Origin of the sequence: Streptomyces sclerotialus, from assembly GCF_040907265.1 — a bacterium.
Classification (GTDB): domain Bacteria; phylum Actinomycetota; class Actinomycetes; order Streptomycetales; family Streptomycetaceae; genus Streptomyces; species Streptomyces sclerotialus.
In genome coordinates this window covers 2036461-2051658 of sequence record NZ_JBFOHP010000002.1, presented here as the reverse complement: position 1 = coordinate 2051658, position 15198 = coordinate 2036461, and the positions used below count along the sequence as shown (strand labels likewise).

The 15198-nt window shown below is 73.2% G+C and carries 13 protein-coding genes; 9 read left to right on the top strand and 4 right to left on the bottom strand.

The features are described 5' to 3' along the window. Positions 1 to 34: 34 nt before the first annotated feature. The 6 genes from AAC944_RS09130 to AAC944_RS09105 all read left to right on the top strand — a co-directional run bounded on the left by AAC944_RS09130 (position 35) and on the right by AAC944_RS09105 (position 7174). Positions 35 to 1069 (top strand): LLM class flavin-dependent oxidoreductase, encoded by a 1035-nt coding sequence (locus AAC944_RS09130; protein ID WP_030624615.1) that lies wholly within the window; start codon positions 35 to 37, stop codon positions 1067 to 1069. After that, positions 1069 to 2403 (top strand): NtaA/DmoA family FMN-dependent monooxygenase, encoded by a 1335-nt coding sequence (locus AAC944_RS09125; RefSeq protein WP_030624617.1) that lies wholly within the window; start codon positions 1069 to 1071, stop codon positions 2401 to 2403. Before AAC944_RS09130 ends, AAC944_RS09125 begins: the two co-directional genes overlap by 1 nt. After that, positions 2400 to 3203 carry a DUF1684 domain-containing protein gene (locus AAC944_RS09120; RefSeq protein ID WP_030624618.1) on the top strand — a complete coding sequence of 268 codons (804 nt, stop codon included), beginning with the start codon at positions 2400 to 2402 and terminating at the stop codon, positions 3201 to 3203. Before AAC944_RS09125 ends, AAC944_RS09120 begins: the two co-directional genes overlap by 4 nt. 261 nt (positions 3204 to 3464) lie before the next feature. After that, complete coding sequence (locus AAC944_RS09115) at positions 3465 to 4364, top strand: S1 family peptidase (RefSeq protein WP_030624620.1); 900 nt, start codon at positions 3465 to 3467, stop codon at positions 4362 to 4364. Positions 4365 to 4640: 276 nt separating this feature from the next. After that, positions 4641 to 5744 carry a slipin family protein gene (locus AAC944_RS09110; protein ID WP_368397057.1) on the top strand — a complete coding sequence of 368 codons (1104 nt, stop codon included), beginning with the start codon at positions 4641 to 4643 and terminating at the stop codon, positions 5742 to 5744. A gap of 368 nt (positions 5745 to 6112) precedes the next feature. Then, positions 6113 to 7174 (top strand): S1 family peptidase, encoded by a 1062-nt coding sequence (locus tag AAC944_RS09105; RefSeq protein WP_030624624.1) that lies wholly within the window; start codon positions 6113 to 6115, stop codon positions 7172 to 7174. A gap of 80 nt (positions 7175 to 7254) precedes the next feature. Here AAC944_RS09105 and AAC944_RS09100 read toward each other — a convergent pair whose 3' ends face one another. Together AAC944_RS09100 and AAC944_RS09095 are read right to left on the bottom strand one after the other, a co-directional pair. Next, positions 7255 to 8040 (bottom strand): metallophosphoesterase family protein, encoded by a 786-nt coding sequence (locus AAC944_RS09100; RefSeq protein WP_030624627.1) that lies wholly within the window; start codon positions 8038 to 8040, stop codon positions 7255 to 7257. Between the two features lie 110 nt (positions 8041 to 8150). Beyond that, positions 8151 to 8690 carry a TetR/AcrR family transcriptional regulator gene (locus AAC944_RS09095; protein ID WP_078888988.1) on the bottom strand — a complete coding sequence of 180 codons (540 nt, stop codon included), beginning with the start codon at positions 8688 to 8690 and terminating at the stop codon, positions 8151 to 8153. 235 nt (positions 8691 to 8925) lie between these two features. Here AAC944_RS09095 and AAC944_RS09090 point away from each other — a divergent pair, with 235 nt between their 5' ends. Next, positions 8926 to 10329 carry a purine-cytosine permease family protein gene (locus AAC944_RS09090; RefSeq protein ID WP_030624633.1) on the top strand — a complete coding sequence of 468 codons (1404 nt, stop codon included), beginning with the start codon at positions 8926 to 8928 and terminating at the stop codon, positions 10327 to 10329. Between the two features lie 46 nt (positions 10330 to 10375). Continuing rightward, positions 10376 to 12028 (top strand): amidohydrolase, encoded by a 1653-nt coding sequence (locus tag AAC944_RS09085; protein ID WP_030624635.1) that lies wholly within the window; start codon positions 10376 to 10378, stop codon positions 12026 to 12028. A 20-nt stretch (positions 12029 to 12048) separates the two neighbouring features. On the opposite strand, the gene AAC944_RS09080 is transcribed toward AAC944_RS09085, so the two are convergent. Beyond that, positions 12049 to 12735, bottom strand: coding sequence for a TetR family transcriptional regulator (locus tag AAC944_RS09080; protein ID WP_078888987.1), 687 nt, complete (start codon positions 12733 to 12735; stop codon positions 12049 to 12051). 167 nt (positions 12736 to 12902) lie between these two features. Between AAC944_RS09080 and AAC944_RS09075 the strand changes: the two genes are divergently transcribed. Next, complete coding sequence (locus AAC944_RS09075) at positions 12903 to 13673, top strand: SDR family NAD(P)-dependent oxidoreductase (protein ID WP_030624641.1); 771 nt, start codon at positions 12903 to 12905, stop codon at positions 13671 to 13673. 288 nt (positions 13674 to 13961) lie between these two features. Here the strand turns inward: AAC944_RS09075 and AAC944_RS09070 are convergent, their stop codons facing one another. Next, complete coding sequence (locus AAC944_RS09070; RefSeq protein ID WP_368397056.1) at positions 13962 to 15086, bottom strand: YhgE/Pip domain-containing protein; 1125 nt, start codon at positions 15084 to 15086, stop codon at positions 13962 to 13964. Between the last annotated feature and the right edge of the window lie 112 nt (positions 15087 to 15198).

The following is a 15198-nucleotide window of genomic DNA, read 5'->3' as shown; positions in this document are numbered from 1 at the left end:
GTACGCCACCCTTCGCACCGGAAGGCACCCACCGATGACCGCACACAGCAGGCCGCCGCACCTCGCCGTCGCGCTCGACACCCCCGGCGCACCGGGGCCCTTCGACGCGGCGCCCTACGTACGCCTCGCCCGGCTCGCCGAGCGCGGCACCCTCGACTTCGTCACGCTCGGCGACACGTTCACCCGGCCGGGCCCGGACGCCCTCGCCGTCCTGGCCCGCGTCGCACCGCACACCGCACGCGTCGGGCTGGTCCCGACGGTGACCACCACCCACACCGAGCCGTTCCACGTCGCCACCGCCGTGCAGACCCTGGACTGGGTGAGCCGCGGCCGGGCAGGCTGGCAGGCCGACGTGTCCCGCACCCCGGCCGAGGCGGCCCTCTTCGGCCGCCGCCCGGCGGCCCCCGCCGGAGCACTGTGGCGGGAGGCCGCCGACGTGGCCGACGTGGCAGGCCGGCTCTGGGACAGCTGGGAGGACGACGCGGAGATCCGGGACGCCGCCACCGGCCGGTTCATCGACCGCGACAAGCTCCACCACGTCGACTTCCGCGGTACCTCCTCCACCGGCGAGCCCTTCTCCGTACGCGGCCCCTCCATCGTCCCCAGGCCCCCGCAGGGCCGGCCCGTCATCGTCGTCGACGCCACCGAGGACGCCGCCCGGGAGACCGCGGCCGCCCGCGCCGACGTCGCGCTGGTCCGCGCCGAGGACCCGGACACCGCGCACGCGGCCCGTACGGAACTCCGCGCCCGCGCCCAGGAACTGGGCCGGGACCCGGACCACCTGAGGGTGCTCGTCTCGCTGCCCGTCGAACTGCCCGCAGCCGGGGACGCGGCCGGCCTCGCCGACCTGCTCACCGACTGGCACGCCGCCGAAGCGGCCGACGGCTTCCACCTCCGGCCCGCCGATCCCGAGCGCGACCTCGGTCGCCTCGTCGACGGCACGGTCCCCGCGCTCCGCCGCCGCGGCCTGCTGCGCCGCGCCTACCCGGGCACCACCCTCCGCGACCACCTCGGGCTGGCGCGCCCGGCCGGCCGCTACGCCGCCGTCCGCACCGGAGAGGCCTCCTGATGACCACGTCCCGTACGCCCGCACGCAAGCGGCTGCACCTGGCCGCACACTTCCCGGGCGTGAACAACACCACCGTCTGGACGGACTCCGAGTCCCGGTCCCAGATCGAGTTCGACTCCTTCGAGCACCTCGCCCGCACCGCCGAGCGCGGCCGCTTCGACTTCTTCTTCCTCGCCGAGGGGCTGCGGCTGCGCGAGCACAAGGGCCGCATCCACGACCTCGACGTGGTGGGCAGGCCCGAGTCGCTGACCGTGCTGAACGCGCTGGCCGCGGTCACCGACCGGCTGGGCCTGGCGGCCACCGTCAACGCCACCTTCAACGAGCCCTACGAACTCGCCCGGCGACTGGCCACCCTGGACCACCTCAGTGCGGGACGCGCCGCGTGGAACGTCGTCACCTCCTCCGACGCGTTCACGGGTGAGAACTTCCGGCGCGGCGGCTACCTCGACCACGCGGACCGCTACACCCGCGCCGCCGAGTTCGTCGCCACCGCCCGCGAACTGTGGGACTCCTGGTCCGAGGACGGGACGCCCCGGCCCTTCGCACACAGGGGGCAGCACTTCGACATCCGGGGCGAGTTCACCGTCCCGCGCAGCCCGCAGGGCCACCCCGTGGTCATCCAGGCCGGGGACTCCCCGGCGGGCCGGGACTTCGCCGCCTCCGCCGCCGACGTGATCTTCACCCGGCACGGCACCCTGGAGGCGGGCCGCGCCTTCTCCGCCGACGTCAAGGGCCGGCTGGCCGCACACGGCCGCAGCCACAACTCGCTCAAGATCATGCCGGGTGTCACCTTCGTGCTCGGCGACACCGCGGCCGAGGCCCAGGAGAAGGCCCACCACATCCGCCGCCGCCAGGTCTCCCCGCAGAACGCGCTGCTCGCCGCCGAACAGATCTGGGGCACCGACCTCTCCCACCTCGACCCCGACGGGCCGCTCCCCGCCTTCGATCCCGACCCCGGCGCACGCCTCACCCAGGGCCGGACCCGCCTCGGCGACCCCCAGGAGATCGCCGACCGCTGGCGGGCGCTGTCCCGCGCCAAGGGGCTCTCCCTCCGGGAGACCGTCATCGAGGCCACCGGCCGCCAGTCCTTCATCGGCACCCCGGAGACGGTCGCCGCCGAGATGGACGCCTTCGTGACCCAGGACGCGGCCGACGGCTTCATCCTCGTACCGCATCTCACGCCCGGCGGCCTGGACGACTTCGTGGACACGGTCGTACCGCTGCTGCAGGAGCGGGGCGCGTTCCGTACCGAGTACGAGGGGAACACGCTCCGCTCGCACCTGGGGCTCCCGGAGCCCGCCCGTGGCCGCGGTGTGGAAGGGTCGACGTCATGAGCACAGAAGCGGAGAAGGACTGGCGGGCCTGGCGTGAGCTGCGCGAACGGACCGTCTCCGGGCCGTACGGACCACTGGCGCTGACCGGCACGTACTGGCTCGCCGACCACCCCGACGGCCGCATCGAGGACGTTCCCGGCCACTGGGCCGAGGACGGCGAGGCAGTACGGCTGACCGCCGGCGCGGGGGACGGACTCACGCTGGACGGCGCGCCGCTGGACGGCGCGCCGCTGGACGGCGAGGCACGGCTCGGCCCCGACACCGCGCCGCAGGAGGCCCGGGCCGCGCACGGCGGCCGGCGGCTGGTCGTCCTGCGGCGGGAGGGCCGGTGGGCCGTGCGCGTCTTCGACCCGGACGCGGCCGCGCTGCGCGCCTTCACCGGCATCGACGCGTTCCCGTACGCCGGGCGGTGGCGGCTGACCGGCCGGTTCCGCCCGTACGACGAGGGGCGCACGGTCCAGGTGCCGAACGCCGACGGCCGGGAGCGTGGCCTGGGCCTCGGCGGCGAACTGGCCTTCACGGTCGACGGCGAGGAGCACACCCTCCAGGCCGCGGTGGAGGCCGACGGCTCGCTGTGGGCGGTGCTCGCGGACGCCACCAGCGGTACCGAGAGCTACCGCTTCCGGTTCCTGCGGCCGCCCGCGCCCGCCGCCGACGGCACCGTGACCGTCGACCTGAACCGCACCCTGCTGCCGCCCTGCGCCTTCGCCGACCACTTCATCTGCCCCTTCCCGCCACCGGGCAACACCCTCCCGTTCGCGCTGCGCGCGGGAGAACGGCAGCTCAGCGCGGGGGAGTAGGCCGCACGGAACCGCGGCGGACCGCCGCACGTCGAAGATCCGACCGAGGGGACCGGACCCACCGCCCCGGCAGCAGAAACCCCCGCTGCCGGGGCCATGTGGCATGCCCCGGGCCGGAAACAACCTCTTGCGCACCGGGCCCGGACACTCCAGACTCCCGTCCAGCGCTTGTCAGGGGCACGCGGAAAACGGAACCCGTGCTGCCTGGCTGCGCCTCACGGGCCGCCCACAGGCGACCCCCGATTCCCCTCGGAGGAAGAAGTGAGGAACGAGCGCACCACCCCCCGCAGCGGCGTCGTCAGACGCACCCGGCTGATCGCCGTGGCGTCCGGCCTTCTCGTCGCAGGCGCCGTGGCCGTACCCAGTGCCAGCGCCGACGTGCAGCCGGCCACCACGTTCAGTGCCACGCAGCTGTCCGCGGCCGACGACTCGGTCCGCGCGGCGGATGTCGCGGGTACCGCATGGCGGGTCGACAAGGCGACGAACAAGGTCGTCGTCACGGTCGACAAGACCGTCTCCCAGGCCGAGATAGCGAAGATCAAGAAGGCGGCGGGCGTCAACGCCGGCGCCCTCAGCTTCGAGCGCACGGCCGGCAAGTTCCAGAAGTACATCTCGGGCGGCGACGCGATCTACACATCCGGTTCGCGCTGCTCGCTCGGCTTCAACGTGCGCAACAGCAGCGGCACCTACTACGCCCTCACCGCCGGCCACTGCACCGAGGGCGGCTCGTCATGGACCACCGGCAGCGGCGCGCTGATCGGCCCGACCGCCGGCTCCAGCTTCCCCGGCAACGACTACGGCATCATCAAGTACACCGGCTCCGTCTCGCACGAGGGCACCGTCGGCGGCCAGGACATCACCAGCGCCGGTACCCCGTCCGTGGGCCAGACCGTCACCCGCCGCGGCTCCACCACCGGCACCCACAGCGGCCGCGTCACCGCCCTGAACGCGACCGTCAACTACGGCGGCGGCGACGTCGTCTACGGCATGATCCAGACCACGGTCTGCGCCGAGCCCGGCGACAGCGGCGGCCCGCTGTACTCCGGCACCAAGGCGCTCGGCCTGACCTCCGGCGGCAGCGGCAACTGCTCCTCCGGCGGCACCACGTTCTTCCAGCCCGTCACGGAGGCGCTGAGCGCCTACGGCGTGAGCGTGTACTGAGCCTGACGGCGCCCGGGTACGTCCGGCACTTCCCTTCGGCCGGATGAGTGTTCTCGGCCCCGGGCACGTACTGCGGAACACTGCGCCCTGGACTGCAGCCAGCAGCAGTAAGGCCCCCGCTCGCCGCGGCGAGCGGGGGCCGTTGCGTTGCCGGAACCCGTCGCCTCCGCTTCGGAGGGAGGGGCGTCCTCCGGGCACTCGACCGTTCCGGCAACCGGGCATACGGTGTAACTACGTGCGACTCGGACGGCGGGCAGCCTGTGCGAGGGGGTCGTGATGGTCGAGGAACTGGTGGCGACCGGCGTGGCGCTGGCCTCGGCGGGCGCCGTGTACGCGGCGGCCGCCGCCCGCGTCATCAAGCAGTACGAACGCGGTGTCGTCCTGCGGCTCGGACGGCTCACCTCCCCGGTCCGGGGGCCCGGCTTCACGATGATCATTCCGTTCGTGGACCGGATGCGCCGGGTCAACATGCAGATCGTCACGATGCCCGTGCCGGCCCAGGAGGGCATCACCCACGACAACGTCACGGTCCGGGTGGACGCGGTGGTCTACTTCAAGGTCGTGGACGCCGCCGACGCGGTCGTCCAGGTCGAGGACTACCGCTTCGCCGTCTCCCAGGTCGCCCAGACCTCGCTGCGCTCCATCATCGGCAAGAGCGACCTGGACGATCTGCTCTCCAACCGGGAGAAGCTCAACCAGGGCCTGGAAGTCATGATCGACAGTCCGGCGCTGGGCTGGGGCGTGCAGATCGACCGGGTGGAGATCAAGGACGTCTCGCTGCCGGAGACGATGAAGCGGTCGATGGCCCGGCAGGCGGAGGCGGCCCGCGACCGGCGGGCCCGGGTGATCAACGCCGATGCCGAGCTGCAGGCCTCCAAGAAGCTGGCCGAGGCCGCCCAGCAGATGTCCGACCAGCCCGCGGCCCTGCAACTGCGGCTGCTGCAGACCGTGGTGGCGGTCGCCGCGGAGAAGAACTCCACCCTCGTCCTGCCCTTCCCCGTCGAGCTGCTGCGCTTCCTGGAGCGCTCGGGCCTCCAGGCCCAGGCGCAGACGGAGGCGTACGAGCGGGTGCGGGAGGCGGGCGGCGGGGGCGCCCGGGACGAAGCGGGCGGCGCGGACGCACCCCGGGCGGAGCTGCGCCGTGAAGAGGTGGAGCTGGACGCGGCGGACGAGCTGCCCGGTGTCGAACTGCCCGGTGTCGAACTGCCGGGGACGGAGGTCCCCCGGGAGGGAGGCCCTGGGAGTGGAGGCGCCCGGGAGCGAGGGAGTACCCCGGGAGGGCACCGCGAAGTGACGCGCGGGGAAGCGGCGCGTGAGGCGGTGGCCGAGTGGAAGCGGACCGTCTGTTTCCGGACAGGTGTAGACCTCACCGTGCGCTGACCGCCGACTGCTCACCGTGGCCGCCGGGCACCGGAAAGGGGAGGGACATGCGCGGATATCGGTGTGCAGGACTCGTGGACGATCGGTGAATCGTCGTGCCCAAGACCGGAACTCGGTCTTGTGCGTGCCCTCGGACGGTGGGAATACTCGGCGACGCGTATTGGCATGGACGCGACTGTCGGTCCGGACGCGGCTTCCGACGGTGGGCAGCACAGGTGGGCTGCGCGCACGTACGGCACCCGGCCGCACGGCGGGCGCGATGACCGTCCGCGACGGATGGCCCGTTCACGTCCGTGTCTCGATCTCCACCCCTCAGGGCCCGCGCTTCCCCCACTCGGCGGGCCCTTCCCCCCACGGGAGGTTTTGAGTTGAAGCACCGACGCATACCCAAGCGCCGTGCCGCCCTGGCCGGTGCCGGCGTCCTCGCCCTGGCCGCCAGCGCCACCTTCGCGCTCAGCGCCAACGCCAGCCCGGCCCCGGAGCCGCTGTCGCTGACGCCGGCCGCGGCCGGCAAGCTCGCCGCGCAGCTCACCGACGGCACGGCCGGCTCGTACTACGACGCCAAGGCCAAGAAGCTGGTCGTCAACGTCGTGGACGAGGCCGCGGCCGACACCGTACGGGCCAAGGGAGCCGAGCCCAGAGTCGTCCAGCACACGCTCGCCCAGCTGAACGACGCCCGGCAGACCCTGAAGAGCAAGGCCACCATCCCCGGCACCTCCTGGGGCATCGACCCCAGGAGCAACAAGGTCGTCGTCACCGCTGACCGCACGGTGAAGGGCGCGAAGCTGGCGAAGCTCACCAAGGTCGTCGACGGCCTCGGCAGCAAGGTACAGCTCCACCGCAGCAAGGGGGAGTTCAAGCCCTTCATCGCCGGCGGCGACGCGATCTGGGGGAGCGGCTCGCGCTGCTCGCTCGGCTTCAACGTCGTCAAGGACGGCCAGCCGTACTTCCTCACCGCAGGCCACTGCGGCAACCCCGTCAAGAGCTGGTCGGACTCCCAGGGCGGCGGCGAGATCGGCGCCACCGAGGAGTCCAGCTTCCCCGGCAACGACTACGCGCTGGTGAAGTACACCGCCGACACCGACCACCCCAGCGCCGTCGACCTCTACAACGGCAGCACCCAGGAGATCAGCGGCGCGGCCGAGGCCACCGTCGGTGAGAAGGTCCAGCGCAGCGGCTCCACCACCCAGGTACACGACGGCACCGTCAAGGCCCTGAACGCCAGCGTCAACTACCAGGAAGGCACGGTCGACGGTCTGATCCAGACCGACGTCTGCGCCGAGCCCGGCGACAGCGGCGGCGCGCTGTTCGCCGGCGACAAGGCCCTCGGCCTGACCTCGGGCGGCAGCGGCGACTGCTCCTCGGGCGGCGAGACCTTCTTCCAGCCGGTCACCGAGGCCCTGGAGGCCTACGGAGCACAGATCGGCTGATCACCCCGCACCCCGCACCCCGGCTCCACGGCCCGGCCCCCGTACGCACACCGCGTACGGGGGCCGGGCCTCTTGCCGGTTCAGGGGGCGGTCCCAGGCTCCTGCCGCCCGTCCAGCGGTCCGAAGGCGGCCAGCGCTTCCTCCGCGGTGTAGGTGTGCCGTACGTACTCGTCCGCCCACCCGGCCGCTCCCGGAAAGCCGGACTCCGCCGCGATCCGGGCGCAGGCCGCCTCGCGGTCGTACGGCGTGCGGCGCAGCGCGACCGCGCCGTCGCCCGGCTCGAGCAGCGCCCAGTGCGCGCCGTCCTGCCCGTACGGCATTCCGACGCTTCCGGGGTTGACCACCAGCCGCCCGTGCGTGAGCCGGACGAACGGCATGTGGGTGTGGCCGCACACCACCGTCCGTACCTCCTCCGGCACCTCCGCCAGGACCTCGGCGAAGCGTTCCGGCCGGGAGTCGGCGAGCACCACCTCCGTGTCGTCGCGTGGGGTGGCGTGGCAGAAGAGGACCGGGCCGAGGCCCGGCACGTCCAGCGTCACGGCCGCCGGGAGCGCGGCGAGCTCGGCGATGTCGGCGGGGGTGAGCTGCCGGGCCGCCCAGGGCGTGATCTCGTCCGGCGCCGGGGCGTCGTGGTCGTGGTGGCTCGCCACCAGCTCCCGTTCGCCGTTGCCGGCCAGCCGTACGGCGCGGTCGCCGAGGCCGCGCAGCAGGTCGAGGGTCTCGCGGGGCAGCGGCCCGGACAGCAGGTCGCCGGTGAGGACGACGGTGCGCGCCGCGCGCACGTCGGGCTCGGCGAGTACGGCTTCCAGGGCGGGGGCGACTCCGTGGATGTCGGACAGAACGGCTACCGCGGCGGTATCGGTCATGGGGGAAGCGTGGCAAGGGACGGGGCGGGCGGGGAGCGGTTCGGCTGTGAGCTGAGCGGCGCGGTGCGGAGGCGCCCGCTTCCGGACGGCTGCGCCGGCTTCCGGACGGCTCAGACGCGCTCCACCAGCCGGGCCGCGGCCGACTTCGCCGTGGCCAGGGCCGCCGCCCGGTCCGAGCCGCGCTGGCCGAGGACCACCCGCGTGCTGAGGCCGTCCAGCAGGGCGAGCAGTTCGGAGGCGCGGCCCGCGCAGTCCCCGGGGGCGAAGCGGCCCTGCGCGACGCCCTTCGCCAGCAGCGCGGCCAGGTCCTCGCGCCACGCCCGGTCGAGCTCCTCCTGCGCCTCCCGCAGCGGCTCGTTGACGGCCGTACGGGCCCACAGCTCGATCCACAGCATCCACCGCGGGTCCCGCGCCCCGCGCGGCAGGTAGAGGTCGACGAAGGCGTCCAGCATCCGTACCGCGCCGAGCCGGCGGGCGAGCAGCGCCCGCCGCTCCCCGGCCAGCTTCGCCTCGCTGAACCGCAGCGCCTCCAGCAGTAGCAGGTCCTTGCTGCCGAAGTAGTACAGGATGTGCCCGCCGCTCGTACCGAGCCGCTTGGCCAGGGCCGACATGGTGAGCGCCGCGAGGCCGCCCTCGGCGATGGCCACCATCGCCTCTTCCAGGATCCGGTCGGCCGCGACCTGTCCGTCCCGACGTCGTGCCACCGCCCGGCCGCCCTTCGTTCCGTACGCCGCTTCGTTCGCCCGACCTTATCCCGGCGGATCCGCCGCGGACCCTTGACGGGTGGGGGACGGGCAGGCATTTTGAATGGCGTTCAAGAACTTTGAACACCATTCAAAGTCGGGCCAGTGGTCGGGGCCTTCCGAGCCGGAGCGAGGGGATCGCATGACGTCCACCGGAGTCGCCGACGACGAGGTCTTCAGAGTCGAGACCCACGGCATCGACCCCATCCCCGACGAGGACCGGCACGGCGGCGCCAAGGACCTGTTCTGGCTCTGGTTCGGCTCCAACCTCACCTTCACCTACGTCATCAACGGCACCCTCGCCGTCGCCTTCGGCCTCTCCTTCTGGTCCGCCACCGCCGTCGTCGTCCTCGGCGGCCTCGCCTTCCTCGCCGTCAGCGCCGCCGGTCTCAGCGGCGTCCGCACCGGCACCGCCACCCTCGTCATCTCCCGCGCCGCCTTCGGCCACCGCGGCAACTGGCCCGCCGGCCTGCTCAACTGGGTCGTCAGCATCGGCTACACCATCGTCAACACGGTCGTCGGCGCCCTCGCCCTCGAAGCCCTGCTCGCCGGCGCCCACCTGCTCGACGGCGCCCCGGCCCGCGCCGCCGCCCTGCTCCTCACCCTCGCCCTCACCTTCGCCGTCGCGATGTGGGGCCACGCCACCGTGCAGGCCGCCGAACGCTGGATGGCGTACGTCCTCGGCGCCGGCTTCGCCGCCCTGCTCGTCCTCCTGCTGCCCGGCCTCGACCCGCACGCCCCCGCCGCACAGGGCGCGGCCGGCGGCTTCAGCGCCTGGACCCTCGCCCTCGTCGTCATGCTCTCCGGGCCGGTCTCCTACCTCCCGATGCCCGCCGACTACACCCGCTACCTGCCGAAGGACACCTCACTGCGCGCGCTCACCTGGAGCGGCGCCCTCGGCGGCTTCCTCTCCTCCGTCGGCCTCGGCGTCGCGGGCGTCGCCGCCGCCACCCGCGCCGACATGACCGACCCCGTCGCGGGCGTCGAAGGACTGCTGCCCGGCTGGTTCGGACCGCTGTTCCTGCTGCTCGTACTGGGCGGCTCGGTCACCAACTCGATCCTCACCCTCTACTCCTCCAGCCTCAACCTCCAGGTCCTCGGCATCCCCTGGACCCGCGCCAGGACCATCGTCGTCAGCGCCGCCGTCACCGTCGCCGGCTCCCTCTACGCCCTCTTCCTCGCCGACTTCACCGAGTCGCTGCTCTCCTTCCTCTCCCTGATGGTCATCGTCTTCGCCCCCTGGGGCGGCGTCTTCCTCGCCGACATGCTGCTGCGCCGCTGCCGGTACGACGCCGACGCACTGCACGCCGGCCCGGGCGGCCGCTACTGGTACCGCGCCGGCTGGCACGCCGAAGGCCTGGCCGCACTCCTCGCAGGCCTCCTCTTCGCCGCGCTGACCTGCGACTCCGAACTGTGGACCGGACCGCTCGTCGCCCCGCTCGGCGGCGGCGACCTCACGCTGCTCGGGTCGGTGGTCTCCGGGCTGGCGTACGCGGCGCTGGTACGGGGACGGCACACCGCACCCGCCCCGGTCTCCCTGCCCTGACCACTTCCCCGTCCGCTCCGCCGCCCTCACAGGAACAGGACCGCACATGCCCCGCCCCCACCCCGCCGCCGACCTCGTCCTCCGCAATGCCCGCATCCACACCGTGGACCCCGCGCTGCCCGAAGCCGAGGCGCTGGCCGTGCGTGACGGCCGCATCGTCTGGATCGGCCCCGACGACGCGGCCGAAGAGCGGGTCTCCGGCCGCACCGAAGTCCTCGACGGCCGGGGCCGGCTGGTGCTGCCCGGCTTCATCGACGCGCACAACCACGTACGCCTCGGCTCCGACGACGCCTGCGTCCAGCTCGCCGGCGCCCGCACCCTGGACGAGGTCCACGACCGCATCCGCACCTGGCGGGCCGCACACCCCGACGCCGAGTGGATCGAGGCCGAGGCGCTGGACTACTCGGCGCTCCCCGGCGGCCGCATGCCCCGCGCCACCGACCTCGACCCGGTCACCGGCGGCACCCCCGCCTTCGTCCTGAGCTACGACGTGCACACCGCCTGGCTCAACACCGCGGCCCTGCGCCGCCTCGGCATCACCAAGGACCGCACCGACCTGCCGTACGGACGCGCCGAGACCGACCCCGCCACCGGCGAACCCACCGGATTCCTCCGGGACTTCGCCGTCCGCGGCCTCTCCCGCGACGGCCACCGCGCACTGCGCGGCCTCGGCGTGCCGTGGGCGTCACCCGACCGCCAGTACCGCCGGCTGGCCGGCAGCCTGGACGACGCCGTCCGCTTCGGCATCACGACGGTGGTCGAACCCCAGAACTCCCTCGACGACCTGGCCCTCTTCGAGCGCGCCCGCACGGAGGGCCGACTGCGCTCCCGCGTCGTCGCCGCCCTCTTCCACCCCCGCGGCACGACCGGCGCCGACCTCGTCGACTTCGCCGCCGCAGCCGAGAAGTTCGACGACGACCGGTTCTCCGTCGGCCCCCTGAAGCTCTACATCGACGACGTGGTCGAACCGCGCACCGCCGCACTCCTCGCCCCGTACGCGGGCTGCCGCCACCACCGCGGCGAGACCTTCTACCCGCCGGAGGAGTTCGCCGAGCTGCTGACCGAACTGGACTTCCTCGGCTTCCAGTGCTTCGTGCACGCGACGGGCGACCGCGGCATCCGCACCGTCCTGGACGCGGTGGCACACGCCCGCACGGTCAACGGCCCGCGCGACGCCCGCCACCAGATCGTCCACGTCGAATGCCTGGACCCGGCCGACACCCCGCGCTTCGCCGAACTGGGCGTGGTCGCCTGCATGCAGCCCCGGCACGCCGCACCCGAGATCGCCGGGCCCGGCCAGGACTGGGCCGAGAACGTCGGCGCCGACCGCTGGCACAAGGCCTGGCCGCTGCGCAGCCTCCAGGAGGCGGGCGCGGTCCTCGCCTTCTCCAGCGACTGGAACGTCGCCGAGATGGACCCGATGATCGGCATCTACACCGCCGTCACCCGACGCCCGCTCGGCGGCGGCGAGCCCTGGGGACCGCAGGAGACCATCGACGTCGAGACCGCCGTACACGGCTACACGATGGGCTCCGCGTACGCCAACTTCCTGGAGGACGAACGGGGTTCCCTCACCGTCGGCAAGCACGCCGACTTCGTCCTCCTCTCCCGCGACATCCTGCGCACCGCCCCGGAAGACATCCCGGGCACGGTGGCCGAGGTGGTCGTGGTCGGGGGAGAGGTAGTACATACCACCTGAGCTGTGAGCGCCGCCCGGCTTCACGCGCCCTCGGCGCCCCGCCGCTCCATCAGCCACGGGAAGCCCGACGCGACCAGGCGGATGCCCCGGGCCGCCAGTTCGGCCGGTGCTTCGTCGCTCTCGCCTGCTGCCCAGACTTCCACCGCCGCCCGCAACGCGCCGTCCGCCGCGGCCGCGGTCAGCCGTACCTCCAGTGGGCCCGCCGTGGTCGTCCGGGCCAGTACCTCGGTCAGCGCCAGCTCGGATTCATGGTGCGCGCGGTGCCAGACCGCGCGCAGCGCCGGATTGTCCTGCATCGCGTGCAGCAGGCCCCGGGTCCACTCCAGCGCCTCCTCGGCCCGCGCGTCGGCGGGCGTCAGCGCCTCGCGGGCCGCCCGCTCCAGCACCTCGCCCAGCGGCAGCTCCGGCTCCTGCCGGGCGAGCTCGGCCAGCCCCTCGGCCCAGTCCCGTACGCCACCGGTCAGCATCGGCGCGACCGCGTCCTCCTTGGTGCGGAAGTAACGGTAGAAGGTGCGCGGCGCGACGCCCGCCGCTCGGGCGATGTCCTCCGCGGTCACGGCGGCACCGCGCTCGGCGAAGAGCGCGGCGGCGGTACGGGCGATCTCCAGCTCGGTCGCGGCCTTGCGCCGCTCCGTGAGGGAGGACGCACGCACGGACGAGCGAGACGAGGAGTGAGAGGACGGGCGGGCGGACTGTGCGACGGACATGGCCGGAGTGTACGCCGCCGTACGCCGGAGTGGCACAGGCCGCAGAGATGGCACACTGTGCCACGCAGGCATAGCGTGTCGCACAGTCGTACGGTGTCACACAGGCATACGGTGTCACCGCCGGAGCTCGACGGAGAGCCCCGCACCGACGAGAACGGAGCAACGTCATGAACCGCTACGAGGGCCGCCGCGTACTGATCACCGGCGGCGGGTCGGGCATCGGCCAGGCCGCCGTCCACCGGGTCCTCTCGGAAGGCGGCCGGGTCGTGGCCGTGGACGTCGACGAGACGGGCCTGAAGGCCACCGCCGACCGCGCCGCGGCGGCCGGCGCCGGCGGCCGGCTCACCACCGCGGTCCTGGACATATCCGACGAGGCCGCGGTCACCGCGGGCGTGGCGTCCGCCGTGGAGGCGCTCGGCGGCCTGGACGTACTGGTCAACGCGGCCGGCATCCTCCGCTCCGAGCACACCCACAAGACCACCCTGGACTTCTGGAACAAGGTCGTCACGACCAACCTGACCGGCACGTTCCTGATGATCCGCGAGGCGCTGCCCGCCCTGCTGGCGGGCGAGAAGCCGGTGATCGTCAACTTCAGCTCCACCTCGGCCTCGTTCGCGCACCCGTACATGGCGGCGTACGCGGCGAGCAAGGGCGGCATCCAGTCGATGACCCACGCCATCGCGAGCGAGTACAGCAAGCAGGGGCTGCGCGCGGTGTGCGTGGCACCGGGGTCGATCGCCAGCGGCATGACGACGGGCCGCGGCCCCGGGCTGCCCGAGGACGCCGACATGAGCCTGTTCACGAAGCTGATGCCGGCCGTCGGCGAGGGGTTCGCCGGGCCGGAGACGGTCGCGGGCGTCATCGCGATGCTCGCCTCCGACGACGGCGCCTTCATCACGGGCACGGAACTCCGGATCGACGGCGGCACGCACATGTGAGCCGTACGGACGGATACGGCAGGCGGCCGGACGGACAGCCCGTGTGCGTACGGCCGCCTGCTGCTGCCGTACCGCGCTGCGGTCGGCTGCTTGCTGTTGCTGCGCCTCGCTGTGGTTGGCCGCCTGCTGCTGCCGTACTGCGCTGTGGTTGGCCGCCTGCTGTTGCTGTGCCTCGCTGTGGTTGGCTGCTTGTTGTTGCTGTGCCTCGCTGTGGTTGGCTGCTTGTTGTTGCTGTGCCTCGCTGTGGTTGGCCGCCTGTTGCTGTGCCTCGCTCTGGTCGGCCGCCTGTTACTGCCGTACCTCGCTCCGCTCGACCGCGCCCCGCCCGACCGAGAGCACCGCGAAGACCAGCGTCAGCGCCGCCGCGACCACAGCCCAGGCGGCGAGTACCAGCAGCGGTCCGGTCAGCGCCCGCCCGTCGAAGTACGCGATCGAACGCGCCGCCCAGGTGCCCGCGCCCGGCGGCAGCGCGGGCCCGATGGCGTGCCAGAAGGGCGGCAGCAGCGGATACGGATACGCGCCGCCCGCGCTCGGATTGCCGCCGATCACGACCACGAGAATCGTCAGCCCGATGCCGATGATCCCGGCGACGCCCTGGAACGCGAAGGTCGTGGCGCCCACCGCGAACACGATGAGCGCGCCCAGCCCCCACAGCGCCGCCACACTGCCCGGCAGCGCCCCGAGCGCGGGGCCGATGACGAGCGCTCCGGCCAGCCCCGCCAGTACCGAGTACACCAGCAGCGCCCCGAGCCGGATGACGGCCCGCCTGCCGTTGGTGGGACGCGCGCCGTAGCTGATCGCGAGGATCGCGGCACACAGGTAGCCGCCCACGCACCACCCCACCACCAGGTAGAACGACGACAGGCCGCGGGCGTCCTGCGGGTCCGCCGGGGCCGCGTCGGTCGTCCGGACCGTCCGTCCTTCCGCCTGCTCCGCCTTGGTGAGGACCTTCTGCAGCGCATCCGAGAGCGCGCTGCCGCTGCCGCCGGCGACCACCAGCTCGTCCTGCTTGCCCCGCGGGTCGACCACCAGTGCGCCGTCGATCTCCCGGTCCTTCAGCTGCCGGACGGCCTCGGCCCGCGAACCGGCCGGCCGCGCGTCGAGCGGCGAGCCCTGCAGCCCGTCCAGCTTCGCGACCAGCCGGCCGCGCTCCTGCGGGGGCGCGACGACCGCGAAGGCCACGTCCCGGGGCTTGGGGGAGTGGAACGCGCCCGCGTACGAGGCGATGAACGCGGCCGTCAGTACCAGTACCCCGATGATCAGCAGTGCGGCCCGCACCGACACCGCGTCCTTCAGCTCCCCGGCGAAGGTGGTGCGGGCGCCGGCCTCGCCACCTCTGGCGCCGTCGCCGCCACCTCTGGCGCCGGCCCCGCCATCGGCCCCGGTGCCGGTACCGCCGTCCGCTGTGGCCATGTGCCGCTCCTCGTGTCCGTAATGTCCGTAGCGATTCGTCCCATATCTTCTGTTTCGGGCGGAAGATATGCAGTCGGGTGGACGTGTCCCGGCGCGTCGCGTGAATGCGCTC